The organism is Tardiphaga sp. 37S4 (genome assembly GCF_021044645.1).
GTDB lineage: Bacteria > Pseudomonadota > Alphaproteobacteria > Rhizobiales > Xanthobacteraceae > Tardiphaga > Tardiphaga robiniae.
In genome coordinates this window covers 5,265,216-5,290,706 of sequence record NZ_CP088008.1, presented here as the reverse complement: position 1 = coordinate 5,290,706, position 25,491 = coordinate 5,265,216, and the positions used below count along the sequence as shown (strand labels likewise).

The following is a 25,491-nucleotide window of genomic DNA, read 5'->3' as shown; positions in this document are numbered from 1 at the left end:
TATCACGTCAGCCTCTCAAGGTGAATGACGTGAATCATGCCTGAATTACCCGAAGTCGAGACCGTCCGCCGGGGCCTGCAGCCGGCCATGGAGGGGTCGAAGATCACCCGTCTGGATCTCAGGCGAAAAGACCTGCGTTTTCCGTTTCAGCCGGATTTTGCCGGCAGGTTGCAGGGCCGGGTAATCACCAGCCTTGGCCGCCGCGCCAAATATCTGCTGGCGGATCTGGATTCCGGCGACGTACTACTGATGCATTTGGGCATGTCAGGCTCTTTCCGGGTGGTCTCCGATGAAAATAACGTGATGCCCGGCGCCTTCCATCATCCGCGCAGCGACGAGCGGGCCCATGATCACGTCGTCTTCCATATGTCGTCGGGTCCGTCGGTGATCTACAACGATCCCCGCCGTTTTGGTTTCATGAAGATCTTTGCGCGCAGCGAGATCGAGAACGAGCCGTTCCTGAAGGACATCGGGCCCGAGCCGCTGGGCAACGCCTTCGATGCGGCGATGCTGGCCGGCGCCACCGCAGGCAAGAAGACCAGCCTCAAGGCCGCGCTGCTCGATCAGCGCGTCGTCGCGGGCCTCGGCAACATCTATGTCTGCGAAGCGCTGTTTCGGTCGCATTTGTCGCCGCGGCGGCTGGCCGCGACACTGGCGACCAAGAAGGGCGAGCCGACCGATCATTCCAGACGACTGGTCACGGCAATCCACGAGGTGCTGAACCAAGCCATCAAGGCCGGCGGCTCGTCGCTGCGCGATCACCGCCAGACCGACGGCGAGCTTGGCTACTTCCAGCATTCGTTTCAGGTCTATGACCGCGAAGGCGAGCCGTGCCAGACCGATGGCTGCGAGGGCATCGTGAAACGTTTCGTGCAGAATGGGCGGTCGACCTTCTGGTGCCCGAAGTGTCAGAGGTAACACCGCGTCGGGCCGGCCTTGTCGGCGACTCGTTGTTTGATATCGACAGTTACATGTCCTTCAACGCGGCGGCTGCGGCCTCTGCCACTCCCTTGCGCGATGTCATCAAGGGTTGAATGCGCTGTCCGAAGTTTTCAACGCCCTGGACGAAATCGTCGAAGGTGAGCAACACGCCCTCGGTGCCCGGCACGGTGGCGACGTCGTCGAGCATGCGGGCGACATTTGCGAAAGAGCCGACGAATGTTCCCATGTTGATGTTGACCGCTGATGTGGGGTCCGCCATCTGGCGGATGTTGGTGTCCTTGCCGGACTTGGTGTCGACGGCACCCTGTACGCCCAGCCAGGCGACCGCTTCGTGATCCACGCCGGCTTTGTAGTGCTCCCACTTTGCGAACGCGGCTTCGTCGGTCTCGGCCGCGATCACCATGAACAGGACATAGGTCGTGACGTAGCGGCCGGTATCCCGCGTAGCCTCGATCAGCCGTTCGGCGGCGGGCGCAAAATCGGTCGGGGTGTTGATGCCCTTGCCGAAGCAGAAATTGTAGTCGGCGTATTTTGCGGAGAAGGCCATTCCGGCGCCGCTCTGGCCGGCGCAAATGATCTTCATATCGGCTTGCGGCCGCGGGCTGACGCGGCAGTCTTCCATCTGGAAGAATTCGCCTTTGCGATCCGAGGCGCCGGTCTGCCAAAGCTCGCGGAGAATCTCGACATATTCTGAAAGATATTCGTAGCGACGCGCAAAATACTCGTCGCCCGGCCAAAGCCCCATTTGCGAATATTCGGGACGTTGCCATCCGGTGATGAGATTGAGGCCGAAGCGGCCGTGTGAAATCGAATCGATGGTCACAGCCATGCGAGCGGCAATCGCGGGAGGCATCACGAGCGTCGCTGCCGTGGCGAACAGTTTTATTCGCTTGGTCACTGCGGCCAACCCGGCCATCAAGGTGAAGGATTCCAGATTGTGATCCCAGAATTCGGTTTTCCCGCCGAAGCCACGCAATTTGATCATCGAGAGCACAAAATCGAGTCCGTAATGTTCGGCTTTTAGCGTCACCTCCTTGTTGAGGTCGAAAGTCGGCATGTATTGCGGGGCATTTTCAGAGAGCAACCAGCCATTGTTCCCGATTGGAATGAATACGCCGACCTTCATCTCGCTCTCCTCTGTAACAGGGTGACGCCTCGGGACGTCGCGAACTGTTCTGCTTGCGATAAACCAAGCAACAACCGTGCCGATGTGTGCGCATCGCGCCGATCCCACCGTGAAGGCAACGTGGTTGCGCGCCCGGCATTTCCGGCCATGATCTGCTGCCAACACCGTATTGAGGACTCCCCATGACCGACGCATCGTCTCCCTCCATCCGCTTCAATGACGGCGCGTCCTATGAGCGGATGATGGGCGTCTGGAGCCGCAGCGCCGGCGAGGTCTTTCTGGATTGGGTGGCGCCAAAGCCGGGTCTTGCCTGGGTCGATGTCGGCTGCGGCAACGGCGCCTTCACGCAGCTGATCGCCGAGCGCCATGCGCCGTCGGTGATCGACGGCATCGATCCCTCGGAGCCGCAGCTTGCCTATGCGCGGACGCGGCCGGGTGCTGCGATGGCGGCGTTTCATCTGGGCGACGCAATGGCACTGCCGTTTTCCGACAAGTCCTTCGATGTCGCCGTGATGGCGCTGGTGATCTTCTTCGTGCCGGAGCCGTCGAAGGGCGTTGCGGAGATGGTGCGTGTCGTGTCACCCGGCGGCACGGTGGCCGCCTATGCGTGGGATATGGATGGCGGCGGCTTCCCGCTGCAGCCGATCCTTGGTGAATTGCTGAAGATGGGCCAGATGCCGTCGCTTCCGCCGAGCGTGGATGCATCGCGCCTCGACGTGATGCAGTCGCTGTGGACCTCCGCCGGCCTGGTGGACGTCGAAACCCGCGTGATCGATGTCACCCGTGCCTTCACCGATTTCGACGACTTCTGGTCGGCCTCGTCCGCAGGGCCATCGGTGAAGGCAGCTCTGACGGTGATGACGCCGGAGGAGATTGCGCAGCTCAAATCGCGCGTCCGGACGGGACTTTCGGAGGATGCAACCGGCCGTATCACCTGCAGTGCCCGCGCCAATGCCATCAAGGGGCGGGTGCCCGGCTGAGGCAGAGAAGCCTCTGGCTTCCATAGCGCCAATCGCCGGGATTTTGCCGGTAATATTTCCTCAACTTGAAGGGGTATATAAGTAACGCAATAACCAAGGCGGGCGCAAATGCTGGCGTGGTTGGGTTTTCTATGGTGGTGGAAATGTACCGTAGAGGATGAACCTGTGTCCGTCGAAAAATTCCTCAAGCAGCGGGCCGTCAACGTTGTCGTCAGCGGGCAATATACGCTGTCGAACTGGCTGGATTCCGCAGGCAATCCGCGCAGCTTTGCCTGCCGGACCAGCCGCGTCTCGCCGTTCCGGATGATTGTCGATGTGCCGGTGGTGGGTCGTATCGGCGATCGCATCACGCCTTATTTCGGCGATTTCGGTCAGCTCGAAGGCCGCATCAGCGACACCATCTCCGGCAGCTTCCTGCTCGAACTCAACATGACGCCGCCGATGCGTCAGAAGCTCTCGGACAAGCTGACCTGGCTGGAGAAATTCCAGAAAGACCCTACGGTGCGCGAGGAGCGCAAGCAGGCCCGCCTCATTCCCGCGAGCCCGCATTCCATGCTGACCTTCGCCGACGGCAGTATGAAGAACTGCTTCGTCATCGACATGTCCGTGTCCGGCGCCGCGATCTCGGCCGATGTGCAGCCGGAGGTCGGAACGCCGCTCGCCGTCGGCGCCTGCGTCGGCCGCGTGGTGCGCCATCTCCAGGGCGGATTCGCAGTGAAATTCGTCGAGCAGCAGAACCGCGAACAGCTCGAACGCCGGATCATCCGCGCCCCTGCCGCGCCGCCGCCGCGCGCAACGCCGTTCGCGGCGCAGATGGATTCGATGTACGAGGAAGTGGACTAGAGCATCGGACAGGCGGTTGCCTATGACAGCCAGTTCTCGACTTTCAGACCGCTCACCCGTTTGAATTCTTTCGCATTCGCAGTCACCAGCGTGGCATCGACGGCGCAAGCGTGAGCCGCGATCAGCAGGTCATTCGGGCCGATGGGGACGCCCTTCTTTTCAAGGTCGTGGCGAATGCGGGCGTATTCGGTGTCGGCCGGACTTTCCAGCGGCAGGATATCGAGCTCATTCAGCACCTGCTCTACGAGTTGCGTGAGCCGCGGTGAATTACGTTTGGCGCATCCGAACCGCAATTCGGCGGACGTAATGATGCTGACGCAAAATCCCTCGGCGCCGAGTTTACGAATTCTCTTGGCTACACGACCCGCCGGATTTCGGATCAGATCCGAGACGACGTTTGTATCAAGCATGTAGCGTGGTGTGCTCACAGCTTGATGTCCCGTAGCGGGCGCAGGCCTGCATCGACGTCCGGAAATTCTTCTGTGAATGGCTCCATCGTATCAAGCAATGCCAGCAGGCCGCGCTTGCGTACGGGCTCGATTACGAGCCTGTCGCCGTCGCGGTGCATGACAGCTTCGTCACCCGGTAACTCGAATTCAACGGGAATGCGGACCGCCTGATTGCGACCGTTACGAAATAGCCTGACGTGACGGGAGTCGGTCATCGGCACCTCCGTGGCATATGCTTAAGCATAGGCCAAAAGAGAGCTAATTTCCAGCGGAAAAACTACTTCCGCACGCAGATCACGCGCACCATCGCGGCCTTGGCATCGGTCGAGCTGCTGTTCGCGCTCACGCCATTCGCTTTCACGAAATTCAGCACGAGTTCCGCGGGCACCAGCGCCGCCAGCGGTGCCGCATTCGGCGGGCCGGCAACGAGCAGTGGCTTCAACTGCGCGAGGCCCGCAAATTTGCCGTCGCTGTCGATGGCGGCTGCGCCGGAAAAACCGAACCCCGGTGCGGGTGAGAGGGCCAGTTCGCTGCCGGTGCCGACCGGCGTGGTGGACGCCTTCACGCTGGTGACGGCTGCGCCGCCGCCCTGGTTTTGCGGATCGGCGATCCCTACGAGATCGAGATGGGGCTTCGCTGCGCCAGCGCCAAGCGACAGCGGCTTCAGCTCGCGCGCGCCATAGATGCGCAGCAATGCGAGATCGCGCACCTTGTCCTCGGCGACTTTGTCGGCATTGCCGTAACCAGCGACGACAATGGACATGCAGCCATCGACTGCTTGGCGATCGGTGACGATGGCGCCGTCATCGCTCACGACGATTCCGCTGGCATATTCGACCTTCTTGCGCGGCGGCGGGCCCATCGCCTGTGCGCCGGTCGGGAATGCGTTGAAGGCTGACGACATCGCAATCACCACCGGCTCCATCGTGCCTTCGGTGGCCTGATCGTAAAAGATCGAGAGGATGCGGACTTCCGAGTCCTTGAACTGGCCGCGGATGTAGAACTTCTTCTGGTTCTGCAGGCCGGACAGCACGAAGAAATCCGGCTTGACGACCTGATAGTCGATCTTGCGACCGGGCTCCTTGCGCTCGGCCTCGGCGAGTTTCGCGGTGGATGGTGCGTCCTCCTTGCGGCGCGCCAGCGTGATCTGGATCGTGCCGGTGGAGGACGACCATTTGCTGCCGTTCGCGTCGGAGACCTGCTGCGGCACCAGCTTGCCGGGAATGCCAAGCCGTGCGCCGGTCACCATGTCGGTGACCATTTTCCAGCCGACATTGTCCTGAAGTTTCTTCGCTGCGGCGCGCAGCAGATCGCGCTCCTGCGGGTTCAGGACGCCCGTTTGCTTGGCGCCGTTGTCCTTCTGGAACGTCTTGATCGCATTGACCATGCGATCCGAGACCTCGCCGGTAATGGCGCCGTTATATTGCCCGGTCCAAGCGAGATCTGACTGGATCCCCAGCCGCTCGGCCTGCGCCATGGCATTGGCGGTGTCGGCAGGGGTCTGCAGCGCCGGGCGGATCGGTGTGGTGGTGACGGGTTTGGGTTTGACGCCCTGCACCGCGGGAGGCGTCGCCTGCACCTGTGCGTGAGCCGCAGAGGCTGCCACGATCATCAATGTTGCTGAAAGCATCGATCTCATGACATGTCCGGTCTTGAAGCTGGTGATTGATTTCGGTGGAATTAAGCACATCTCGTGGGTCGGTGACAGCGCGGGAAGGGTTCACGACAATGCGGGACCTGATCTGTGGCCTCATCCTGAGGAGGCGCTTCTTCAGCGCCGTCTCGAAGGATGAGCTGTTCATCTCATGGTTCGAGACGCGCGCAAGAAGCGCGCTCCTCAGGATGAGGGTCGGAGTTTGGAGCGACTATTGCGATGCTGAATGCCGATGAACTCGAGCGCTATGCGCGTCACATTGTGTTGCGCGAGGTCGGTGGTCCCGGCCAGACCGCGCTGCAGGGCGCGAAAGTGCTGGTGATCGGCGCCGGCGGGCTTGGCGCACCGGCGCTGATGTATCTGGCGGCCGCGGGCATCGGCACGCTCGGTGTGGTCGACGACGACACGGTATCACTGTCGAATTTGCAGCGGCAGGTCATTCACGCAACGCCGGATATCGGCGCGCTGAAGACCGACAGCGCTGCCGCAAAGATCCATGCGCTCAATCCGCATGTCAGATTTATCGGCCATGCCGTCAGGCTCAATGCAGCCAATGCGATGACGCTGTTGTCGGGCTACGACATCGTGCTCGATGGTTCTGACAATTTCACCACGCGCTATCTGCTGTCGGATGCCTGCTATCTCGCAAAGAAGCCATTGATCTCCGCGGCGCTCGGCACTTTCGATGCCTCGCTGACCACGATCCGTGCCCATGAGACCAACGCGTCAGGCGCATTGAATCCGACCTATCGCTGCCTGTTTCCCGAAGCGCCGCCGCCGGGCACGGTTCCCAGTTGCCAGGAAGCCGGCGTCATGGGTGCGCTGGCCGGTATGGTTGGCTCGATGATGGCGCTGGAAGCGATCCGCGAGATCGTGGGCTTTGGTGAAGGGCTGGTCGGGCGTCTGCTGATGATCGACGCCCGCAACATGCGCTTCGAGACGCTGCGTTACGGGCGCGATCCGGCGAATCCGCTGAACGGGGATGCACCGAGCATCAGGGATTTGAGCGCGTATTTGTGAGGCGCTTCTTGTCCCTCCCCACTGCGCTGCGCTTGGGGGAGGGAGGCCACTAGCGTCTTCGCGTCTCACGCCCGCTTCTTTTCACTGTCCATATGCGCCAAGTGCTCGTCCGGATAACGGCCGCCGGCTGCCGCATCGGCCGGGATCGCCTCCGCCAGCGCCCTGAGATGCGCGGGCGTGAGTTTCACATCCAGCGATCCCAGCGCTTCAGTGAGCCGATCCCGTCGGCGGGCACCGACCACGGGCAGGATATCCTGGCCCTGTGCGGCGACCCAGGCGATGGCGACCTGTGCGACCGAAGCGCCGATGTCGTCGGCGACAGCGCGGATTTTGTCGACCAGAGCCAGATTCCGATCGATATTCGCAGCGCTGAAGCGTGGGCTGTGGCTGCGATAGTCCCTCGCGTTCATGCCGTTCTTGGTGAAGTGGCCACCGATCAGGCCGCGCGAGAGCACACCGTAAGCCGTGATGCCGATGCCGAGCTCGCGGCAGGTCGGCAGGATGTCATCCTCGATACCGCGCGAGATCAGCGAATATTCGATCTGCAGGTCGGTGATGGGATGTACTTTGTGGGCACGGCGGATGGTCTCGGAGCCGACTTCGGAGAGGCCGATATGTTTGACGTAGCCGGCCTTGATCAGGTCGGCGATGGCGCCGACGGTGTCCTCGATGGGTACATTGGGGTCGAGCCGCGCGGGGCGGTAGATGTCGATGACCTCGACGCCGAGCCGCACCAGCGAATAGGCCACGAAATTCTTGATCGCTATCGGGCGGTTGTCGAAGCCCATGAAGGCCCCGGCGGGATCGCGCATACCGCCGAATTTGACCGAAAGCTGCAGGCTGTCGCGGCTGCGGCCGCGCAGGGCTTCGGCGATCAGGAGTTCGTTGTGGCCCATGGCGTAGAAGTCACCGGTGTCGATCAGGGTGACGCCGGCCTCCAGCGCGGCGTGGATGGTGGCGATGCTTTCGCCTCGGTCGGCCGGGCCGTAGACATCCGACATGCCCATGCAGCCGAGGCCGAGCGCGGCCACTGTGGGGCCAGTCTTTCCGAGTTGAAGGTGTTTCATGGTGGTTCTCCCAGAAGGCGGCCGGACCGATCCTTTGCCGCTGCCGCCCCGATATGAGCCCGCTCCATTGATCCGATAAGCTGGACAATCCCGAAAGGCTTGTTCACTCTGTCGAACAATGAGCGATCTCGATCTGCGCGATCTGGCGGCCTTTCTGGCGGTGGCCCGGACCCGGAATTTCCGGCGGGCTGCAGTAGAGACCCACGTCTCGGTGTCCAGCCTGAGCCAGCGACTGCGCGACATGGAAGAGCGGCTTGGCGTTCGTTTGCTGCATCGCACAACGCGCAGTGTTGCGCTTACCGAAGCCGGAGAATTGCTGCAGCGCAAAATCGCACCGGCCATGGGCGATGTCCATGCTGCGCTGCAGCAAGTTCGCGATTTCGGTGATGTGCCGTCTGGGCGCCTCAGGATCAACGGTCCAGCACCAGCCATCGATATCGTGGTGGCGCCGATGGTTACGCCATTTCTGCAGCAATATCCGCAGGTTGAGCTTGAGATCGTTGCCGAGACGTCATTGATCGACATCGTCGCCAAGGGGTTCGACGCCGGCATTCGTTATGGCGAGGATCTGGCGCAGGACATGATCGCGGTCTCGCTGGGGCCACCGCAACGCTTCGTGATGGTGGCTTCTTCGCAATATATTGCGCAGCATGGGCGACCTATTGCACCGCAGCAATTGCTGCAGCATTGCTGCATCAGAACGCGTTTCGACAACGGTTCTATCCCGGAATGGGAGTTCGAAAAGGACGGCCAGGTGGTCCGGATACCGCCGCGGGGGCCGCTGCTGGCGAGTTATTCCCGGCTCGGGCTGGAAGCGGCCCGGGACGGACTTGGCTTTTACGCGGTGTTTGAGGGCTATGTGCGGGACGACCTCGCGACCGGGAGGTTGGTCAGCGTTCTGGAGGACTGGCTGCCGCCATTCCCGGGGCCGTTCCTGTATTATCCAAGTCGTCGGCAGCCGCCGCCGGCTTTGGCGGCGTTCGTGAGTTTTGTGGCGGAGTGGCGCAAACGGGAGCGGCGGGCTGCGGCCCCGGAGAACCCCAGTGGATCAGAGCGGCAGGGGGATCGCTGAGGCGGTCTCGCGGGTCTGCCAGAAGGTCAGCACGCGCTGTGCCGTGGCAGGCACCAGGCGCTCGAAATTCTGTCGGGCTTCCTCGACATCGGCGGCGGCAGGCGAACGGCCGGGGCCGAGACGTAGCGTCATCAGGGCGCGGACGGTGGCCCAGGAAATCCCGATCGATTTGCCGAGGATCAGCATCGGATCGTCGCGGTCGCCTTTGAGGAGCTGGTCGATGGTCCCGATCCGCACGCCCGACAGAGCGGCGAGGGCGGCGGCGGTTTCCTCATATTGATGGGCGCGGGCAAAGCGCAACAAAGCGCCTTCGTCCAGCTCGTCGGCCTGGTGGAGCTTGCGAATGGCACGCTGCGCGGTGGCGAAGTCGCGGGTGACGGCCAGATGCGTCGGCGTACCGGTGATGTCTTGCATCGCGCGGTTGATCGCGTTGCGCAGTTGGGGGGCGGCGGCGTCGAACAGCCGACGGCGAACGACCTCGACCGACTGTGCCAACAGGTGTTTGAGTTGTTCTGGCGCGAGATCGTCGCGTTGCCCGACCGTGACGGCGAGGGCGCCATCATCGCTGGCGCGGCGAATGAGGCCGGTATAGCCAAGTTGCGAGAAAGCGGCACCGGCATTGCCGGCGACCCGGCGGATCACGTCGCGGTCGCCGCGGCGGACGATCACGTCGGTAATGCGCGGGGTCAGCGTCGAGCGATCGGAGATCGCCAGCAGATGCGACTGGCCCTGGGCCTTGGCGATGTCGACCAGTGTCGGTTCGTCGATCAAGGGTGAGCGGCGCAACAGCGGCCCGGCGATCAGGATCTCGTCATCGCGGACGAGCAAGGCCACCAGTTGCGGCGGTGCGTTGACGAGATCGGACAGCCGTTCGGCCAGCTCTGTGCGTGCTTCGACCTCGGTTTGTGGAACCAGACTCGTCAGAACGCCGTCGAACAGATCGACATGTGCCGGTTGAAAACGGGATGCGCCCCTTAGGAAAAGCTCGGAAATCTTACGCACCGCTTCGCCGCGCCGCTTGGGATCGCCATCTCTGACGATGTTCTCCAGCCCGGGAATGAGCGATTTCGCCTCAGCCATCAAAAAATACTCAACACCACCATACGGAAAGGCTGGGGCACCCTAGATGGGGTTGATGAAGGAACGGTTAGTCCGCAGGATTGGGCTACCGCGGGTTGCAGAAATATTGCGGGGCAGCCACTGCGGCCTTGCCGGGGCGCCGGAAAAGGGCTATATCGCCCACAACTTATTAGGTTCTCATACGATCGCGTTTGAGAGTGGGCCCCTCGGGACCCGCTCTTTTTTATTACCTGAACGGACCTTGGCCATAATCCGGCGGGGCTCGCCCGGGTCCAAAAAGGCCGAAAGCCCGACGCGATACACTTCTGCAGGCTGCACGCGCATTCAGACATCCTCCAACCGGAATACTTCGATCCTGGACATGACCGACCAAAACCCAGAAACCGTTGATACCGAGCTGCTTTCCGAGCCGCGCCTGGTGATCGAGCCGGGTGCTGCGGCGCGGGTATCGGCAGTCGCCACGCCCGTACTTGAAAACCTCGGTTACCGGCTGGTGCGGATCAAAATTTCCGGCGAGCTCGGTTGCACCGTGCAGATCATGGCGGAGCGGCCGGATGGCACCATGCTGGTCGAGGACTGCGAGGCGATCTCACACGCGCTGTCGCCGGTGATGGACGTCGCCGATCCGATCCAGCGCGCCTATCGCCTCGAAATTTCCTCGCCCGGCATCGATCGTCCGCTGGTCCGGCGCTCTGATTTCGAGCGCTATCATGGCTATCTGGTTAAGATCGAGATGGCTGTCGCTGTCGGCGGCCGCAAACGCTTCCGTGGCCTGCTCGGCGCTATCGAAGGCGACGTCGTACTGATCGATCGGGAAGGCGCCCGCGACGGCGAGGACCCCATCACGCGGTTGCCGCTGGAAGATATCTCCAATGCCAGCCTGGTGTTGACCGACGAGCTGATCGCCGAGTCCATGCGCCGCGGCAAGCACGCCGAGCTTGATCTCAAGCGGGAGCTCGGTCTCGCGCCGCCGCCGGCACCGCATGCCAAGCGCAGCGATCCGAAAAAGAGCTTTGCGCCGAAGCCAAAACTCAAGGTCGCGAAAGCTACCAAGAAGCCTTTGCCGAAGAATACCAAAGAACATCGTCTGGCCGCCGACCGTGCGCGCCGAGGCGAAATCGATCCCATCGAAGGAGAATGAGCTATGGCCGCTGTCAGCGCCAATAAACTCGAACTGCTGCAGATCGCCGACGCCGTCGCGCGCGAAAAATCGATCGACCGCAACATCGTCATCCAGGCGATGGAAGAGGCGATCGCGAAAGCGGCCCGCGCGCGTTACGGTTCCGAGACCGATGTGCATGCCGAGATTCATCCCAAGACCGGCCAGCTCTCTCTGACCCGCCACATGCTGGTGGTAGAGGACGTCGAGAATTCGTCTTTCCAGACCTCGCTGTTTGATGCGCAGCGCGCCAATCCGGGTGCGCAGATCGGCGACACCATCGCCGACACGCTGCCGCCGCTGGAATACGGCCGTATCGCCGCGCAGTCCGCCAAGCAGGTCATCGTGCAGAAGGTGCGCGAAGCCGAGCGTGACCGGCAGTACCAGGAATTCAAGGATCGCATCGGCGAGATCGTCAACGGCATCGTCAAGCGCGTCGAATACGGTTCGGTGATCGTCGATCTCGGCCGCAGCGAAGCCATCGTGCGTCGCGACGAGATGCTGCCGCGCGAAGTGTTCCGCAACGGCGACCGCGTTCGCGCCTATGTGTTCGACGTGCGCCGCGAGACCCGCGGTCCGCAGATCTTCTTGTCGCGCACCCATCCGCAGTTCATGGCCAAGTTGTTTGCGCAGGAAGTGCCTGAAATCTATGACGGTATCGTCGAGATCAAGGCCGTGGCCCGCGATCCCGGTTCGCGTGCCAAGATCGGCGTGATCTCGCGCGACTCGTCGGTGGATCCGGTCGGCGCCTGCGTCGGTATGCGTGGTTCCCGCGTGCAGGCCGTGGTCAACGAGCTGCAGGGCGAGAAGATCGACATCATTCCATGGTCGCCGGATATCGCCACTTTCGTGGTGAACGCGCTGGCGCCGGCAGAAGTCTCGAAAGTCGTGATCGATGAAGATCGTGAGCGCATCGAGGTTGTCGTTCCCGACACGAATAACCAGCTATCCCTTGCGATCGGTCGTCGCGGCCAGAATGTGCGCCTGGCTTCGCAGCTGACCGGCTGGGATATCGACATCCTGACCGAGCAGGAAGAATCCGAACGTCGCCAGGCCGATTTCGAAAATTCCACGCGCGTCTTCATGGAAGCGCTGAACGTCGACGAAGTCGTCGGTCAGCTGCTCGCGTCGGAAGGTTTCACCTCGGTGGAAGAACTTTCGATGGTCGATGCCAAGGAACTGTCGGGCATCGAGGGCTTCGACGACGAAACAGCGGCCGAATTGCAGAGCCGTGCACGTGAATACCTCGAGCAGCTCGAAGCTGAACTCGAAGGCAAACGTAAGGAACTGGGTGTGGAAGACGCTTTGAAGGACGTTCCGGGCGTGACCCTCAAGATGATGGTCAAGTTCGGCGAAAACGACATCAAGACCGTCGAGGATCTTGCCGGCTGCGCCACTGACGATCTGGTGGGCTGGACCGAACGCAAGGAAGGCTCCGAGCCGACCAAGCACCCGGGCATTCTCGATGCCAGCGAAATTTCGCGTGAGGACGCCGAGCATCTGATCATGCAGGCCCGCGTCGTGGCCGGCTGGATCACCCAGGCCGATCTCGACAAGGGTGCGCCGCTCGACGCCACCGAAGAAGCGTAAGGACAATGCCACGCGCATGCTCGCCATTGCTGACCAAGCAGATCTGGACAACGGCCCCCGGAGCACCAAGCCCGGGACGATGCGGATGTGCGTGGTTACGCGGAGCGTGCGCTCGATCGATGAACTGATCCGGTTCGTCGTCGCGCCCACGGGCGAGGCGATCCCGGATCTGAAGCGCAAGCTTCCCGGCCGCGGCCTCTGGGTCACGGCCTCCCGCAAGGCGGTGACCGAGGCGGCGAAGCGCAATCTTTTTGCCAAGGGCTTCAAGAAAGCGGTCAAGGCGTCGCCGACCCTGGCCGACGACACCGACAAGCTCATGGTGCGCGGCGTCATCGAGGCGCTGGCCATAACTGCCAAGGCCGGTCAGGTGGTTTCCGGCTTCACCAAGGTCGAAGACGCCCTGCGCCGCGGAACGGTCGGTGTTCTTCTCCACGCCTCCAACGGCGCCCCCGACGGAATCCGTAAACTGGACAGCGTTGCCCGGCAACGCGTGGAATTTGACGCGGAATCCGGCGACGACGCGCCGAAATTGCCGATCATTACGGTTTTAAGCTCCGATGAATTGGATTTGGCATTGGGGCGGTCAAATGTGATACATGCTGCCGTGCTTACGGGCCCGGCGGGCAAAACGTTCCTGTCGCGCAGCCAGACTCTGGTCCAATACCGGCTGGCTGACGACGACATCAACGCAAGCGCCAAAGCTTCGCTGACAACTGCTGCGCCGGAGACGGAGCCGCTGACGCCAACGATCTCGCTGATCGAAACTTCGACGACTGTGCGACCGCGCACAACGCAACAAGATTAGGACTGCTGAATGGTTGATACGAAAACGCCTGGTGACAAGACTCTGAGCGTTCCCAGCAAGACCTTGACGCTCAAGCCGCGCGTCGAGCAGGGCACTGTGCGCCAGAGCTTCAGCCATGGCCGCACCAAGCAGGTGGTGGTCGAGAAGCGCGGCAAGCGCCGTATGCCCGGCGATGCGCCCGCGGCTGCGCCTGTCGCCGCGCCAGCAACTGCTGCTCCCGCACCTGTCGAGACTGCTGCACCAGCTCCCGTTGCTGCTGCGCCGGCGGCTCCCGCTGCAACTGCTGCGCCCGCGGCGCCGGTTGCGCGCGCTGCTGCGCCTGCACCGGCCACACCGGCTTCCCGCACTGCTGCACCTTCTCCCGCAGGGCGCAGCTCCGCTCCGCCTCCCGCAGCGCCGCCGTCGCGCGCACCGCAGCGCCCGCAGCCTCCGGCCCGTTCGGGTTCGGGCGTCGTGCTCCGCACCCTGACCGAAGAAGAGCGCAATGCCCGCGCCAGCGCGCTGGCCGATGCCCGCGTGCGCGAGCAGGAAGAGCGTCGCCTCGCCGAGATCGAGGCTGCCCGCCGCAACACCAAGGAATTCAAGGAACAGGAAGAGCGCGAAGCTGCCGAAGCCCGTCGCAAGGCCGAGGAAGAGCGTCACCGCCAGGAAGAAGAAACCAAGCGCCGCGCCGAAGTCGAGGCCAAGCGCCGTCAGGCTGAAGCCGATGCGAAGGCCGCCAAGCCGGCCACGACGACGGCCCGTCCCGGCGCCCCCTCAACTACGCCTGCGCGTGCGCCCGGCGTCGCTGCCGACGGCACCGACGAGGATGAAGGTCCACGCGTCATTCGCCGTGGTCCCGGCGGCGCTGCGCGCCCCGTGATTGCGCCGAAGCCCACTGCCAAGCCCGGTCCGCAGAAGGAGCGCGGTCGTCTCACCGTGGTCACCGCGCTGTCGGCCGGCGACGTGCGCGAGCGTTCGATCGCCTCGTTCCGTCGCCGCACCCAGCGTCTGAAGGGTCATCAGTCGAACGAGCCGAAGGAAAAGCTGGTTCGCGAAGTCACGATCCCGGAAGCGATTACGATTCAGGAGCTCGCCAACCGTATGGCCGAGCGCGCCGTGGACGTTATCCGTCTGCTCATGAAGCAGGGCGCGATCCACAAGATCAACGACGTCATCGACGCCGACACCGCGCAGCTGGTGGCCGAGGAAATGGGCCACACCGTCAAGCGCGTTGCCGAATCGGACGTTGAAGAAGGTCTGTTCGACAAGGTCGACGATTCCACCGATACCGAGCCGCGTTCGCCGGTCGTGACAGTCATGGGCCACGTCGACCACGGCAAGACGTCGCTGCTCGATGCGTTGCGTCATGCCAATGTGGTGTCCGGCGAAGCCGGCGGCATCACCCAGCATATCGGCGCTTATCAGGTCACGTCGCCCGAGAGCGGCAAGAAGATCACCTTCATCGATACGCCAGGCCACGCTGCGTTCACCGCGATGCGTGCCCGCGGCGCCAAGGTCACGGATATCGTCATCCTTGTGGTGGCGGCCGATGACGGCGTCATGCCGCAGACCATCGAAGCCATCAACCACGCCAAGGCAGCCGGCGTGCCGATGATCGTGGCGATCAACAAGATCGACAAGCCCGATGCAAAGGCGGAGCGCGTGCGCACCGAACTGCTGCAGCATGACGTGCAGGTCGAATCCTTCGGCGGCGACGTGGTCGACGTCGAAGTGTCGGCGAAGAACAAGACCAACCTCGACAAGCTCTTGGAAATGATCGCGCTGCAGGCCGATATTCTCGACCTGAAGACCAATTCGGAACGTCCGGCGGAAGGTACCGTGATCGAAGCCAAGCTGGATCGTGGCCGTGGTCCGGTGGCGACCGTGCTGGTTCAGCGCGGCACCCTGAAGGTCGGCGACATCATCGTGGCCGGCGCCGAAATGGGCCGTGTCCGCGCGCTGATCTCCGATCAGGGCGAGACGCTGACCGCGGCAGGTCCGTCGGTGCCGGTCGAAGTGCTCGGTTTCAACGGTCCGCCGGAAGCTGGCGATCGTATGGCCGTGGTCGAGAACGAAGCCCGAGCCCGTGAAATCACCGGCTACCGTGCGCATCAGAAGCGTGAGAAGTCCGCGGCCTCCACCAATGGCATGCGCGGCTCGCTCGAGCAGATGATGAGCCAGCTGAAGACCTCGGGTCGCAAGGACTTCCCGCTGATCATCAAGGCCGACGTGCAGGGGTCGCTCGAAGCCATTCTCGGCTCGCTCGAGAAGCTCGGCACCGACGAAGTCGCTGCGCGCATCCTGCATGCGGGCGTCGGCGGCATTTCGGAATCGGACGTCACGCTGGCGGAAGGCTTCAACGCCGCCATCATCGGCTTCTCGGTTCGTGCCAACAAGGAAGCCGCTGCTGCTGCCAAGCGCAACGGCATCGAAATCCGCTACTACAACATCATCTACGATCTCGTGGATGACGTGAAGAAAGCCATGTCCGGTCTGCTCGCGCCCACACTGCGCGAAACCATGCTGGGCAATGCGCAGATCCTCGAAGTGTTCAACATCTCGAAGGTCGGCAAGGTTGCGGGTTGCCGCGTCACCGACGGAACCGTGGAACGCGGCGCGAATGTGCGCCTGATCCGCGACAACGTCGTGGTGCACGAAGGCAAGCTGTCGACACTGAAGCGCTTCAAGGACGAAGTGAAGGAAGTGGCGTCAGGCCAGGAATGCGGCATGGCGTTCGAGAACTACGGCGACATGCGCGCCGGCGACGTGATCGAGTGTTACCGCGTAGAGACCATCCAGCGCTCCCTGTAAGTCCAAATCTTACAGAGAGACCGGATTTAAACGAGACGTCATGCCCGGCCTGCGCGAAGCTAGCTTCGCTAGATGGCCGGGCATCCACGTCTTTGAATTTCAAAAGAGCAGTCGTGGATGGCCGGGACAAACCCGGCCATGACGAATTTTGTTTTCGTAGGGAAACCGATGCCCAAGCATCACCAAAAATCTGCCGCGCCGGGCGGCTCGCAGCGTCAATTGCGCGTTGGCGAGCTGATGCGCCACGCGATTGCCGATATCCTGTCGCAGGGTGGGGTCCACGATCCCGTTCTGCAGACCACCATCATCACCGTGCCCGAGGTGAAGATGTCGCCCGATCTCAAGCTCGCCACCGTCTATGTGATGCCGCTCGGCGGCCAGAACACCGAACCGGTGCTGAAGGCGCTTGCGGCGAACAAGAGCTTCCTGCGAACCGAGGTCGCGTATCGCGTGAACCTCAAATACGCCCCCGATCTTCGCTTCCGCATCGATGAGCGCTTCGACGAAGCCGAGCGCATCGACAAACTCCTGCGCACGCCTGCCGTTGCGCGCGACCTCAAACCAGACTCGGACGAAAACGAATGACTGTGACGACCCCAGCCGCCGCCCTCGATTCACGCCTCGATGAAGCGGGCAATGGCGAGCCCACCCTGTCTCCGGCCGTGCAGCACGGCGACCACGGTCAGCAAGGTGACCGCGGCGGCAATGATCAGCGTCAGCATCAGGGCCATCGCGGCAATAACGATCCCCGCCATCAGGGCGGCAAGCAGCGTCAGCAGGGCCAGGTCCGGCGCGACAAGCGCGACGTTCATGGCTGGGTGATCCTCGACAAACCGATCGGCATGACCTCGACCCAGGCCGTCGCGATCGCCAAGCGCCTGTTCCAGGCCAAGCGCGCCGGCCATGCCGGTACTCTCGACCCGTTGGCGTCCGGCGGTCTGCCGATCGCGCTCGGCGAAGCCACCAAGACGGTTCCGTTCGTGATGGACGGCCGCAAGCGCTATCGCTTCACGGTGGCCTGGGGCGAGGAACGCGATACCGACGACACCGAGGGCCGTGCGACCTTCACCAGCCCGAATAGGCCAACGGCCGACCAGATCCGGGCTCTGCTGCCGCAATTTACCGGCAATATCGAGCAGACCCCGCCGCAATACTCGGCGATCAAGATCCAGGGCGAGCGCGCCTATGATCTCGCCCGCGACGGCGAGGTGGTGCCGCTGGTTCCCCGACCGGTTGTGATTCACGAATTAGTCCTGACAGAACAGCCAGATAGCGACCATGCCGTGTTCGAGGCGGAGTGCGGCAAGGGCACTTACGTGCGTGCGCTGGCCCGCGATATCGGCCGTTTACTCGGCTGCTACGGCCATATCAGTGCGCTCCGGCGTACCCTGGTCGGACCTTTCGCCGAAGCCGACATGATTCCGCTGGAACAGTTGGAGGCTTTGTGCGATAGAGCCGCGTCTGGCGAGGGTAGCCTCGCCGACGCGCTACTGCCCGTTGAGACCGCGCTGGACGACATCCCGGCACTGGCCGTCACACGGGCGGATGCGGCAAGGCTCCATCGGGGCCAGGCCGTTTTGTTGCGCGGACGGGATGCGCCCGATTGTAGCGGCACAGTTTATGTCACGGTGGCAGGGCGATTATTGGCCCTCGCTGAAGTTGGCAACGGCGAACTCATCCCCAAGCGCGTGTTTAACCTGACCGGACTGACCGCCAGTTCGGCCCGCAAAGAAAGTAACTGACGATGTCGATTACCGCAGAACGCAAAGCGGAAGTCATCAAGACCAATGCCAACAAGACCGGCGACACTGGTTCGCCGGAAGTCCAGGTTGCGATCCTCTCCGAGCGCATTGCCAACCTGACCGGACACTTCAAGACCCACACCAAGGACAATCATTCCCGCCGTGGTCTTTTGAAGCTCGTCTCCACGCGTCGTTCGCTGCTTGACTACATCAAGCGCAAGGACGAGGCGCGCTACAAGGCGCTGCTCGAGAAGCACAACATTCGCCGCTAAGCGAAATCACGCGCGCAAAAACCCTTTGCGCGCGTTTTTTGTAGCGGAAGCCATGTGCGGCTTTCGCGATAACGTTCAGAAGCAATCCGGCAACTGGACGATGACGGGCAAGGTGCCCGTCGCGCGGCGCGATCCTCCAAAGATCCCCGCGACCATCGGAAGGATGGACGCCATTCAGAATACCAGAGCCATGGCAGGATCGCCGGACGCTGATTTCGCGACATCGCGAACAGCTTCTTGCCGTCTTGCGCATGGCTTTTGTGTTTTGGACTTCAGTGTTTTTGGCCGTCACGTCCTCCGTGAACCCATGAAAGAAACCTAAGATGTTTAATGTTCACTCCGTCGAGATCGATTGGGGCGGTCGTCCGCTCAAGCTGGAAACCGGCAAGGTTGCCCGTCAGGCTGACGGCGCCGTCATCGCCACCTATGGCGAGACCGTCGTTATCGCCACCGTCGTCGCCGCGAAGACTGCCAAGGATGGCATCGACTTCCTGCCGCTGACCGTCGACTACATCGAGAAGACCTATGCAGCCGGCCGCATTCCCGGCGGCTACTTCAAGCGCGAAGGTCGCCCGACCGAGAAGGAGACGCTGGTCTCCCGCCTGATCGATCGCCCGATCCGCCCGCTGTTTGTCGATGGCTGGCGCAACGAAACCCAGATCGTCGTCACCGTGCTGTCGCACGACATGGAAAACGATCCGGACATTCTCGCGCTGGTCGCCACTTCGGCTGCGCTGACGATTTCCGGCGCCCCGTTCCAGGGCCCGATCGGTGCAGCCCGCGTCGGCTTCATCAATGATGAATACGTGCTCAACCCGACCCTCGACGAAATGGCCGACACCAATCTCGACCTCGTCGTCGCTGGCACCGGCGATGCCGTGCTGATGGTGGAATCGGAAGCCAAGGAGCTCAACGAAGACGTGATGCTCGGCGCCGTGATGTTCGGTCACCGCCACTTCCAGCCGGTCATCAAGGCGATCATCGAGCTCGCCGAGAAGGCCGCGAAGGAGCCGCGCGAGGTCAAGACCATCGACGACAGCGAAATCGAGAAGGAAATGCTCGGTCTCGTCGAAACCGAGCTGCGCGCTGCCTATGCGATCCCTGTGAAGCAGGATCGCTACGCTGCCGTCGGCGCCGTCAAGGCGAAGGCGATGGCGCACTACTTCCCGGAAGGTCAGGAGCCGAAATACGACAAGCTCCGCATCGCCGGCGTGTTCAAGGAACTGGAATCGAAGATCGTTCGCTGGAACATCCTCGACACCAAGAAGCGTATCGATGGCCGCGACCTGACCACGGTTCGTCCGATCGTCGCCGAAGTCGGCGTGCTGCCGCGCGCCCACGGTTCGGCGCTGTTCACCCGCGGTGAAACCCAGGCGCTGGTCGTGACCACGCTCGGCACCGGTGAAGACGAGCAGTACATCGACTCGCTGTCGGGAACGTACAAAGAGACGTTCCTGCTGCACTACAACTTCCCTCCCTACTCGGTCGGCGAGACCGGTCGTATGGGCGGCACCAAGCGTCGCGAAATCGGCCACGGCAAGCTCGCCTGGCGCGCAATCCATCCGGTTCTGCCGGGTCACCACGAATTCCCGTACACCGTGCGCGTGGTGTCGGAGATCACCGAGTCCAACGGTTCGTCGTCGATGGCATCGGTTTGCGGTGCTTCGCTGGCGCTGATGGATGCGGGCGTTCCGATGAAGCGTCCGACGGCGGGTATCGCCATGGGCCTGATTCTCGAAGGCGCACGCTACGCGGTTCTGTCGGACATCCTGGGTGATGAAGATCACCTCGGCGACATGGACTTCAAGGTGGCTGGTACCGATACCGGCATCACCTCGCTGCAGATGGACATCAAGATCGCCGGTATCACCGAAGAGATCATGAAGGTCGCTCTGGGCCAGGCCAAGGAAGGCCGCATTCACATTCTCGGTGAGATGTCGAAGGCGCTCAACAACGCCCGTGCCGAGCTCGGCGAATACGCGCCGCGCATCGAGACCTTCAAGATCGCCACCGACAAGATCCGTGAAGTGATCGGCACCGGCGGCAAGGTGATCCGTGAGATCGTCGAAAAGACCGGCGCCAAGGTCAATATCGAAGACGACGGCACCGTGAAGGTGGCTTCGTCGGATGGTGAGTCGATCAAGGCTGCGATCAAGTGGATCAAGTCGATCGCTTCGGATCCGGAGCTCAACGCGATCTATGAAGGCACCGTGGTCAAGGTCATGGAGTTCGGTGCATTCGTGAACTTCTTCGGCGCCAAGGACGGCCTGGTTCACATCAGCCAGCTCGCCGGCGGCCGCGTGCAGAAGACCTCCGACGTCGTCAAGGAAGGCGACAAGGTCAAGGTCAAGCTGCTCGGCTTCGACGATCGCGGCAAGACGCGTTTGTCGATGAAGGCTGTCGATCAGGAGACCGGTGAAGATCTCGAAGCCAAGCAGAAGGCTGCCGAAGGCGCGACTGCAGCGGAGTAATTTTCGCTCACGCGAGATGAGTTGCGAAAGGGCGGCCGAAAGGTCGCCCTTTTTGTTTGTGCGATGTTTCGCGAGGACCCCGAAATATCCTCCTCACGGCGCATGGCGCTTGGGGGAGGGAAAAGAGGAACACGTCTCTCCGACACGTGATGTGCTATGTCCCGCTGCGTCACAATGCCCGCATATGAAACTGGCAGTGATGCGTTGCGTATCTGTCCGACGACCCCGCAAATTTCTCAGGGAGAAGCCCCATGACGACCTCTGCATCGATGTCCCGACGCCATCTCATGCTCGCTGCGACCGGCATCGCTGCCGCGGCCGTCGCGCCCCGTCTTGCTTTCGCCCAGGCGGCTGCGCCGGCCACCCCTACTGCCGGCAATGCGCCATTCATCCTGCCGCCGCTGACCTATCCGGTCACGGCGTTTGAACCGCATATCGATGCCAAGACGATGGAGATCCATCACGACAGGCATCACGCCGCCTACGTTGCCAACATGAACAATTTTGCCAAGGATACCCCGGTGATCGGCGAGAAGCCGCTGGTCGAGGTGCTCGGCAATCTCAACAGCGTGCCTGACGCGATCCGCACCGGCGTGCGCAACAATCTCGGCGGCCATGCCAACCACACCATGTTCTGGCAGATCATGGGCCCGAATGGCGGCAAGCCGGAAGGCGATGTGCTCGCGGCGATCGATCGCGACCTCGGCGGCCTCGAGAAATTCCAGACCGATTTCAACGCCGCCGGCGGCCGTCAGTTCGGTTCTGGCTGGGTGTTCGTGATCGTCGACAAGGACGGCAAGCTGTCGATCGAGACGCGTCCGAATCAGGACAATCCGATCATGGACGGCAAGCGCGCGCTGATGGGCAACGACGTCTGGGAGCACGCTTATTATCTGACCTACCAGAACCGTCGCGCTGATTATCTCAAGGCGTGGTGGAATACGGTCAACTGGACCAAGGTCGGCGAGCGCTATGCGGCGGCAAAGGCCGGCACGCTGGCGGTGTGATGTTTTCCTTCTCCCCGCTTGCGGGGAGAGGGTGGCGCGGACGAAGTCCGCGACGGGTGAGGGGGAGCTAGCGAGTGAAACACTGGCTCCCCCTCACCCGGATTACTCGCTGCGCTCGCAACCCGACCTCTCCCCGCAAGCGGGGCGAGGTTAAGTAAGAGCCGCTTCTACTTCCTCAGATCGCCTTCGTCCGCCGCGCTCTCCGCGAGCGTGGCCGGCTCGATGCCGTAGCGCTTGATCAGCGGCATCTGGGCCACCGCGAAGGCCATGGTCAGCGGGATCACGCCGAATGCCTTGAAGGCCACCCAGAAATCCGTGCTCTGGGTGCGCCAGATCGCTTCGTTCAGAAGCGCCATGGCGAAGAAGAACAGCGCCCAGCGCTTCGTCAGCGCGCGCCAGCCTTCGTGCGTGAGATTGAACATCTGGTCGAACATGATGGCGATGAAGGAGCGGCCGAACAACAGGCCGCCGCCGAGGATCGCTGCGAACAGGCCATAGATGATGGTCGGCTTGACCTTGATGAAGGTCTCGTCATGCAGCACCAGCGTCAGCGTGCCGAACACCAGCACGATGACGGCGGTGACAAGCGCCATGATCGGCACATGCCTGACCACGACATAGGACGCGATCATCGCCGCAACGATGGCCACCATGAAGGCGCCGGTGGCGACGAACAGGTTGAACTTGGCATTGGCGACGAAAAACACGATCAGCGGGCCGAGCTCGGTGGCGAGCTTGAATAGCGGGTGCGGCTGCTTCTTGTCGATCACGTCAGTCATGTCAGCTTTCAATTCCTGCAATCGCCTGCGCGAAATCCCTGGCGGTGAATGGCGCGAGATCGTCGATGCCTTCGCCAACGCCGATGAAATGCACCGGCAGTTTGTACTTTTCCGACAGTGCCACGAGGATGCCGCCGCGCGCGGTGCCATCGAGCTTGGTCATCACAAGGCCGGTGACGCCAGCCGTACGATGAAACGCTTCGACTTGCGACAGCGCGTTTTGTCCCACTGTGGCATCGAGCACCAGCAGCACCGCATGCGGCGCTGTGGCATCGACCTTCTTGATCACGCGCACGACCTTCTCGAGCTCGACCATCAGTTCGGTCTTGTTCTGCAGGCGGCCGGCGGTGTCGATCAGCAGCACGTCGCGTTTGTCGTCGCGAGCCGCGGTGACGGCGGTGAAAGCGAGGCTCGCGGAATCCGAACCCTGCGCGCCGGCGATGACCGGCACCTTGTTGCGTTCGCCCCAGACCTTGAGCTGCTCGATGGCTGCCGCGCGAAACGTATCGCCGGCGGCGAGCATCACCTTGCGGCCTTCGGCGGAGAAGGTGGATGCCAGCTTGCCGATGGTGGTGGTCTTGCCAGAACCGTTGACGCCGACCACGAGGATCACGAACGGCTTGTGCGAAGTATCGATCACCAACGGCTTGGCGACCGCCGAGAGCACTTTCTCGACCTCGGTGGCTACGACGGTTTTGACCTCATCGGCGGAGATCGCCTTGTCATAGCGGCCATGGCCGACGGCGGCGGAAATCCGCGCCGCCACTTCGGTACCCAGGTCGGCGCGCAACAGCACGTCCTCGATGTCCTCGAGCATGGCGCGGTCGAGCTTGCGCTTGGTCACGAGGTCGGCGACCGCGGTGCCAAGGGCGCTTGAGGTGCGCTTCAGCCCGCCGGAGAGCCGTCGCCACCAGCTCAGTTTTGGCGTTTCGGGAGTGTCGCTCATGTCGGGGGTGTGTTAGCCGTTTCGCGCCATGATTCAAAGTATGACCAGCGAAAGTGACGAAGACGTAAGCTTGGAGGCCGAACCCCGGCTGGAACCCCGCACCGATGCGGTGGAGCTGACCGAGGCCGAGATTCTGGCGCGGGTGCTGCACCGTGACGGCCTGATGCTGGTGATCGACAAGCCGGCTGGCCTGCCGGTACATCGCGGCCCCAAGGGCGGCGCCAATCTGGAAACATCGTTCGAATTCCTGCGCTATGGCCTGCCGCGTGCACCCGTTCTGGCACATCGGCTGGATCGCGACACCTCAGGCTGCCTGGTGCTCGGCCGGCACCGCAAAGCGACAGCGTCGCTGGGCCTGCTGTTCAAGCACAGCCGCATCCGCAAGACCTATTGGGCGGTGGTCGAGGGCGGGCCCGCCGAGGAGTCGGGCGTCATCGACATGCCGCTCGGGCGGCTCAATGCCGATCGGGGCTGGTGGATGAAGCCGAATCCCGAGGGTCTCAAGGCCGTCTCGAATTTCACCGTGCTCGGCCGCGGCGGCGACATGAGTTGGCTGGCGCTCGAGCCGGTGACGGGTCGCACGCATCAGCTCCGCGTGCACTCTGCGTCATCCGGATTTCCGATTGTCGGCGACAATATCTACGGCAACGGGCCACGCTTCGGCGAGCCGACACTGCATCTGCATGCGCGGGAGATCGTGATTCCGATTTCGCGCAATAAAGACCCGATCCGTGTCGTCGCACCGGCCCCGCCGCATCTGCATGAGCGGCTCAAGGCGTGTGGCTGGAACGGGGAGTAGGGCTTAGGCGACCGAAGCGAACAGCTTCGGATCGAACGTGCCCTCATATTCAAACGCGGCCGGCCCCGTCATCAGCACGTGGTCGTCGCTCTCGCGCCATTCGATGGTGAGTTCACCGCCGGGCAGCGTCATATGCACCGTGCGGTTGGTCCGGCGGAGACGGGCGGCGGCAACAGCGGTTGCGCAAGCCGCGGAGCCGCAGGCCTTCGTCAAGCCGGCGCCGCGCTCCCAGGTGCGCATCACGATGTGATCGCGATCGACGATATGGGCCAGCGTGATATTGGCGCGGTCCGGGAAAATCGGGTGGTTTTCCAGCAGCGGCCCGAACTTTTCGAGATCATAGGCCTGGATGTCGTCGACCCAGAAGATCGCATGCGGGTTGCCCATCGAGACCACTGACGGGGTGTGCAGGATGGGCGCGTCGATCGGGCCGATCTGCAGCTCGATGCCGCGGGTGTCACGGAATTCCTCGGCCAGCGGAATGTCCTGCCAGCCGAACTTCGGCGTGCCCATGTCCACCGTGTAGAGATCCGGCGTCGGGCCTTGCCAGCAATTGATCAGGCCGGCCTTGGTCTCGAATGTGAGTGCCGTCTTATCACCGCCGGCAAAGGTCTGCCGCGCCACGCAGCGCATGCCGTTGCCGCAGGCGCCGGCTTCGGAGCCGTCATTGTTGTAGATCGAGACGAAGGCGTCGGTGCCGGCCAGCCGGGGCTTCTGCAGCACCATCAACTGGTCATAGGGCACGCCTTCGGGGGTGGCCACAGCGCGGGCGTCGGCAGGCGTGATACCGGATGCCGTATCGCGCAGGTCGATCACGACGATCTCGTTGCCGATGCCGTTCATCTTGGCGAAGGAATGGTTGGCCAGTGCGCTCATGTCGTGTCCCGTTATCCCT

24 protein-coding genes are annotated in these 25,491 nt (G+C 62.6%); 15 read left to right on the top strand and 9 right to left on the bottom strand.

From position 1 onward, the window contains the following. Positions 1-36: 36 nt before the first annotated feature. Positions 37-918, top strand: a complete 882-nt coding sequence (mutM, locus tag LPB73_RS25065) for a bifunctional DNA-formamidopyrimidine glycosylase/DNA-(apurinic or apyrimidinic site) lyase (RefSeq protein WP_231078572.1) — start codon at positions 37-39, stop codon at positions 916-918. Positions 919-967: 49 nt separating this feature from the next. Here mutM and rutA read toward each other — a convergent pair whose 3' ends face one another. Continuing rightward, entirely contained in the window at positions 968-2,068 is a 1,101-nt protein-coding gene (gene rutA, locus LPB73_RS25060; protein ID WP_231078571.1) for a pyrimidine utilization protein A, read from the bottom strand. A 182-nt stretch (positions 2,069-2,250) separates the two neighbouring features. On the opposite strand from rutA, the gene LPB73_RS25055 reads away from it, so the two are divergent. Then, positions 2,251-3,048: a class I SAM-dependent methyltransferase gene (locus LPB73_RS25055; RefSeq protein WP_089266425.1), complete on the top strand. Its 798-nt coding sequence runs from the start codon at positions 2,251-2,253 to the stop codon at positions 3,046-3,048. A gap of 165 nt (positions 3,049-3,213) precedes the next feature. Then, entirely contained in the window at positions 3,214-3,891 is a 678-nt protein-coding gene (locus tag LPB73_RS25050) for a PilZ domain-containing protein (RefSeq protein WP_089266426.1), read from the top strand. Between the two features lie 20 nt (positions 3,892-3,911). On the opposite strand, the gene LPB73_RS25045 is transcribed toward LPB73_RS25050, so the two are convergent. The 3 genes from LPB73_RS25045 to LPB73_RS25035 form a co-directional block, all read right to left on the bottom strand. Next, complete coding sequence (locus LPB73_RS25045) at positions 3,912-4,301, bottom strand: type II toxin-antitoxin system VapC family toxin (RefSeq protein WP_120287747.1); 390 nt, start codon at positions 4,299-4,301, stop codon at positions 3,912-3,914. A 14-nt stretch (positions 4,302-4,315) separates the two neighbouring features. After that, positions 4,316-4,555, bottom strand: a complete 240-nt coding sequence (locus tag LPB73_RS25040) for an antitoxin (RefSeq protein ID WP_175369421.1) — start codon at positions 4,553-4,555, stop codon at positions 4,316-4,318. A gap of 62 nt (positions 4,556-4,617) precedes the next feature. Further along, a complete protein-coding gene (locus LPB73_RS25035) occupies positions 4,618-5,979 on the bottom strand; it encodes a serine protease (RefSeq protein WP_231078570.1) in 1,362 nt (453 codons plus the stop codon). A 234-nt stretch (positions 5,980-6,213) separates the two neighbouring features. Between LPB73_RS25035 and LPB73_RS25030 the strand changes: the two genes are divergently transcribed. Beyond that, a complete protein-coding gene (locus LPB73_RS25030; RefSeq protein ID WP_231078569.1) occupies positions 6,214-7,014 on the top strand; it encodes a HesA/MoeB/ThiF family protein in 801 nt (266 codons plus the stop codon). Between the two features lie 65 nt (positions 7,015-7,079). Here the strand turns inward: LPB73_RS25030 and LPB73_RS25025 are convergent, their stop codons facing one another. Further along, entirely contained in the window at positions 7,080-8,081 is a 1,002-nt protein-coding gene (locus tag LPB73_RS25025) for an aldo/keto reductase (protein ID WP_231078568.1), read from the bottom strand. Between the two features lie 118 nt (positions 8,082-8,199). Here LPB73_RS25025 and LPB73_RS25020 point away from each other — a divergent pair, with 118 nt between their 5' ends. Beyond that, complete coding sequence (locus LPB73_RS25020) at positions 8,200-9,153, top strand: LysR family transcriptional regulator (RefSeq protein ID WP_093757898.1); 954 nt, start codon at positions 8,200-8,202, stop codon at positions 9,151-9,153. Here the strand turns inward: LPB73_RS25020 and LPB73_RS25015 are convergent. Further along, on the bottom strand, positions 9,130-10,233 hold the full coding sequence (locus LPB73_RS25015; RefSeq protein ID WP_089266433.1) for a DUF2336 domain-containing protein: 1,104 nt from the start codon (positions 10,231-10,233) through the stop codon (positions 9,130-9,132). The two genes, LPB73_RS25020 and LPB73_RS25015, sit on opposite strands and share 24 nt — an antisense overlap. Before the next feature lie 361 nt (positions 10,234-10,594). Between LPB73_RS25015 and rimP the strand changes: the two genes are divergently transcribed. The 9 genes from rimP to LPB73_RS24970 all read left to right on the top strand — a co-directional run bounded on the left by rimP (position 10,595) and on the right by LPB73_RS24970 (position 22,072). Further along, the gene (gene rimP, locus LPB73_RS25010; RefSeq protein ID WP_093757899.1) at positions 10,595-11,374 is read left to right on the top strand and encodes a ribosome maturation factor RimP; all 780 of its coding nucleotides are present in this window, start codon (positions 10,595-10,597) and stop codon (positions 11,372-11,374) included. 3 nt (positions 11,375-11,377) lie between these two features. Then, positions 11,378-12,982 carry a transcription termination factor NusA gene (gene nusA / locus LPB73_RS25005; RefSeq protein WP_068734140.1) on the top strand — a complete coding sequence of 535 codons (1,605 nt, stop codon included), beginning with the start codon at positions 11,378-11,380 and terminating at the stop codon, positions 12,980-12,982. A 16-nt stretch (positions 12,983-12,998) separates the two neighbouring features. Continuing rightward, the gene (locus LPB73_RS25000; protein WP_231078567.1) at positions 12,999-13,787 is read left to right on the top strand and encodes an RNA-binding protein; all 789 of its coding nucleotides are present in this window, start codon (positions 12,999-13,001) and stop codon (positions 13,785-13,787) included. A 9-nt stretch (positions 13,788-13,796) separates the two neighbouring features. Further along, positions 13,797-16,580: a translation initiation factor IF-2 gene (gene infB / locus LPB73_RS24995; protein WP_231078566.1), complete on the top strand. Its 2,784-nt coding sequence runs from the start codon at positions 13,797-13,799 to the stop codon at positions 16,578-16,580. A 168-nt stretch (positions 16,581-16,748) separates the two neighbouring features. Further along, positions 16,749-17,165 carry a 30S ribosome-binding factor RbfA gene (rbfA, locus tag LPB73_RS24990; RefSeq protein WP_068734171.1) on the top strand — a complete coding sequence of 139 codons (417 nt, stop codon included), beginning with the start codon at positions 16,749-16,751 and terminating at the stop codon, positions 17,163-17,165. Further along, positions 17,162-18,322 carry a tRNA pseudouridine(55) synthase TruB gene (gene truB / locus LPB73_RS24985; RefSeq protein ID WP_093757901.1) on the top strand — a complete coding sequence of 387 codons (1,161 nt, stop codon included), beginning with the start codon at positions 17,162-17,164 and terminating at the stop codon, positions 18,320-18,322. Before rbfA ends, truB begins: the two co-directional genes overlap by 4 nt. Before the next feature lie 2 nt (positions 18,323-18,324). After that, complete coding sequence (gene rpsO, locus LPB73_RS24980) at positions 18,325-18,594, top strand: 30S ribosomal protein S15 (RefSeq protein WP_068734145.1); 270 nt, start codon at positions 18,325-18,327, stop codon at positions 18,592-18,594. Positions 18,595-18,917: 323 nt separating this feature from the next. Beyond that, entirely contained in the window at positions 18,918-21,065 is a 2,148-nt protein-coding gene (pnp, locus tag LPB73_RS24975; RefSeq protein ID WP_089266441.1) for a polyribonucleotide nucleotidyltransferase, read from the top strand. A gap of 251 nt (positions 21,066-21,316) precedes the next feature. Continuing rightward, positions 21,317-22,072: a superoxide dismutase gene (locus LPB73_RS24970; protein WP_231078565.1), complete on the top strand. Its 756-nt coding sequence runs from the start codon at positions 21,317-21,319 to the stop codon at positions 22,070-22,072. A gap of 167 nt (positions 22,073-22,239) precedes the next feature. On the opposite strand, the gene LPB73_RS24965 is transcribed toward LPB73_RS24970, so the two are convergent. Further along, positions 22,240-22,839 carry a septation protein A gene (locus tag LPB73_RS24965; protein ID WP_231081247.1) on the bottom strand — a complete coding sequence of 200 codons (600 nt, stop codon included), beginning with the start codon at positions 22,837-22,839 and terminating at the stop codon, positions 22,240-22,242. 13 nt (positions 22,840-22,852) lie between these two features. After that, a complete protein-coding gene (gene ftsY / locus LPB73_RS24960) occupies positions 22,853-23,797 on the bottom strand; it encodes a signal recognition particle-docking protein FtsY (protein WP_231078564.1) in 945 nt (314 codons plus the stop codon). 163 nt (positions 23,798-23,960) lie between these two features. On the opposite strand from ftsY, the gene LPB73_RS24955 reads away from it, so the two are divergent. Beyond that, the gene (locus LPB73_RS24955) at positions 23,961-24,596 is read left to right on the top strand and encodes an RluA family pseudouridine synthase (RefSeq protein WP_231081246.1); all 636 of its coding nucleotides are present in this window, start codon (positions 23,961-23,963) and stop codon (positions 24,594-24,596) included. A 3-nt stretch (positions 24,597-24,599) separates the two neighbouring features. Here the strand turns inward: LPB73_RS24955 and dapF are convergent, their stop codons facing one another. Next, a complete protein-coding gene (gene dapF, locus LPB73_RS24950) occupies positions 24,600-25,472 on the bottom strand; it encodes a diaminopimelate epimerase (RefSeq protein ID WP_093757906.1) in 873 nt (290 codons plus the stop codon). Positions 25,473-25,491 lie beyond the last annotated feature (19 nt).

Coding starts and splice junctions, on each gene's coding strand:
- mutM (WP_231078572.1), top strand. CDS start 37: ATGCCTGAATTACCCGAAGTCGAGACCGTCCGCCGGGGCCTGCAGCCG.
- rutA (WP_231078571.1), bottom strand. CDS start 2,068: ATGAAGGTCGGCGTATTCATTCCAATCGGGAACAATGGCTGGTTGCTC.
- LPB73_RS25055 (WP_089266425.1), top strand. CDS start 2,251: ATGACCGACGCATCGTCTCCCTCCATCCGCTTCAATGACGGCGCGTCC.
- LPB73_RS25045 (WP_120287747.1), bottom strand. CDS start 4,301: ATGCTTGATACAAACGTCGTCTCGGATCTGATCCGAAATCCGGCGGGT.
- LPB73_RS25040 (WP_175369421.1), bottom strand. CDS start 4,555: ATGACCGACTCCCGTCACGTCAGGCTATTTCGTAACGGTCGCAATCAG.
- LPB73_RS25035 (WP_231078570.1), bottom strand. CDS start 5,979: ATGAGATCGATGCTTTCAGCAACATTGATGATCGTGGCAGCCTCTGCG.
- LPB73_RS25030 (WP_231078569.1), top strand. CDS start 6,214: ATGCTGAATGCCGATGAACTCGAGCGCTATGCGCGTCACATTGTGTTG.
- LPB73_RS25025 (WP_231078568.1), bottom strand. CDS start 8,081: ATGAAACACCTTCAACTCGGAAAGACTGGCCCCACAGTGGCCGCGCTC.
- LPB73_RS25020 (WP_093757898.1), top strand. CDS start 8,200: ATGAGCGATCTCGATCTGCGCGATCTGGCGGCCTTTCTGGCGGTGGCC.
- LPB73_RS25015 (WP_089266433.1), bottom strand. CDS start 10,233: ATGGCTGAGGCGAAATCGCTCATTCCCGGGCTGGAGAACATCGTCAGA.
- rimP (WP_093757899.1), top strand. CDS start 10,595: ATGACCGACCAAAACCCAGAAACCGTTGATACCGAGCTGCTTTCCGAG.
- nusA (WP_068734140.1), top strand. CDS start 11,378: ATGGCCGCTGTCAGCGCCAATAAACTCGAACTGCTGCAGATCGCCGAC.
- LPB73_RS25000 (WP_231078567.1), top strand. CDS start 12,999: ATGCTCGCCATTGCTGACCAAGCAGATCTGGACAACGGCCCCCGGAGC.
- infB (WP_231078566.1), top strand. CDS start 13,797: ATGGTTGATACGAAAACGCCTGGTGACAAGACTCTGAGCGTTCCCAGC.
- rbfA (WP_068734171.1), top strand. CDS start 16,749: ATGCCCAAGCATCACCAAAAATCTGCCGCGCCGGGCGGCTCGCAGCGT.
- truB (WP_093757901.1), top strand. CDS start 17,162: ATGACTGTGACGACCCCAGCCGCCGCCCTCGATTCACGCCTCGATGAA.
- rpsO (WP_068734145.1), top strand. CDS start 18,325: ATGTCGATTACCGCAGAACGCAAAGCGGAAGTCATCAAGACCAATGCC.
- pnp (WP_089266441.1), top strand. CDS start 18,918: ATGTTTAATGTTCACTCCGTCGAGATCGATTGGGGCGGTCGTCCGCTC.
- LPB73_RS24970 (WP_231078565.1), top strand. CDS start 21,317: ATGACGACCTCTGCATCGATGTCCCGACGCCATCTCATGCTCGCTGCG.
- ftsY (WP_231078564.1), bottom strand. CDS start 23,797: ATGAGCGACACTCCCGAAACGCCAAAACTGAGCTGGTGGCGACGGCTC.
- LPB73_RS24955 (WP_231081246.1), top strand. CDS start 23,961: ATGCTGGTGATCGACAAGCCGGCTGGCCTGCCGGTACATCGCGGCCCC.
- dapF (WP_093757906.1), bottom strand. CDS start 25,472: ATGAGCGCACTGGCCAACCATTCCTTCGCCAAGATGAACGGCATCGGC.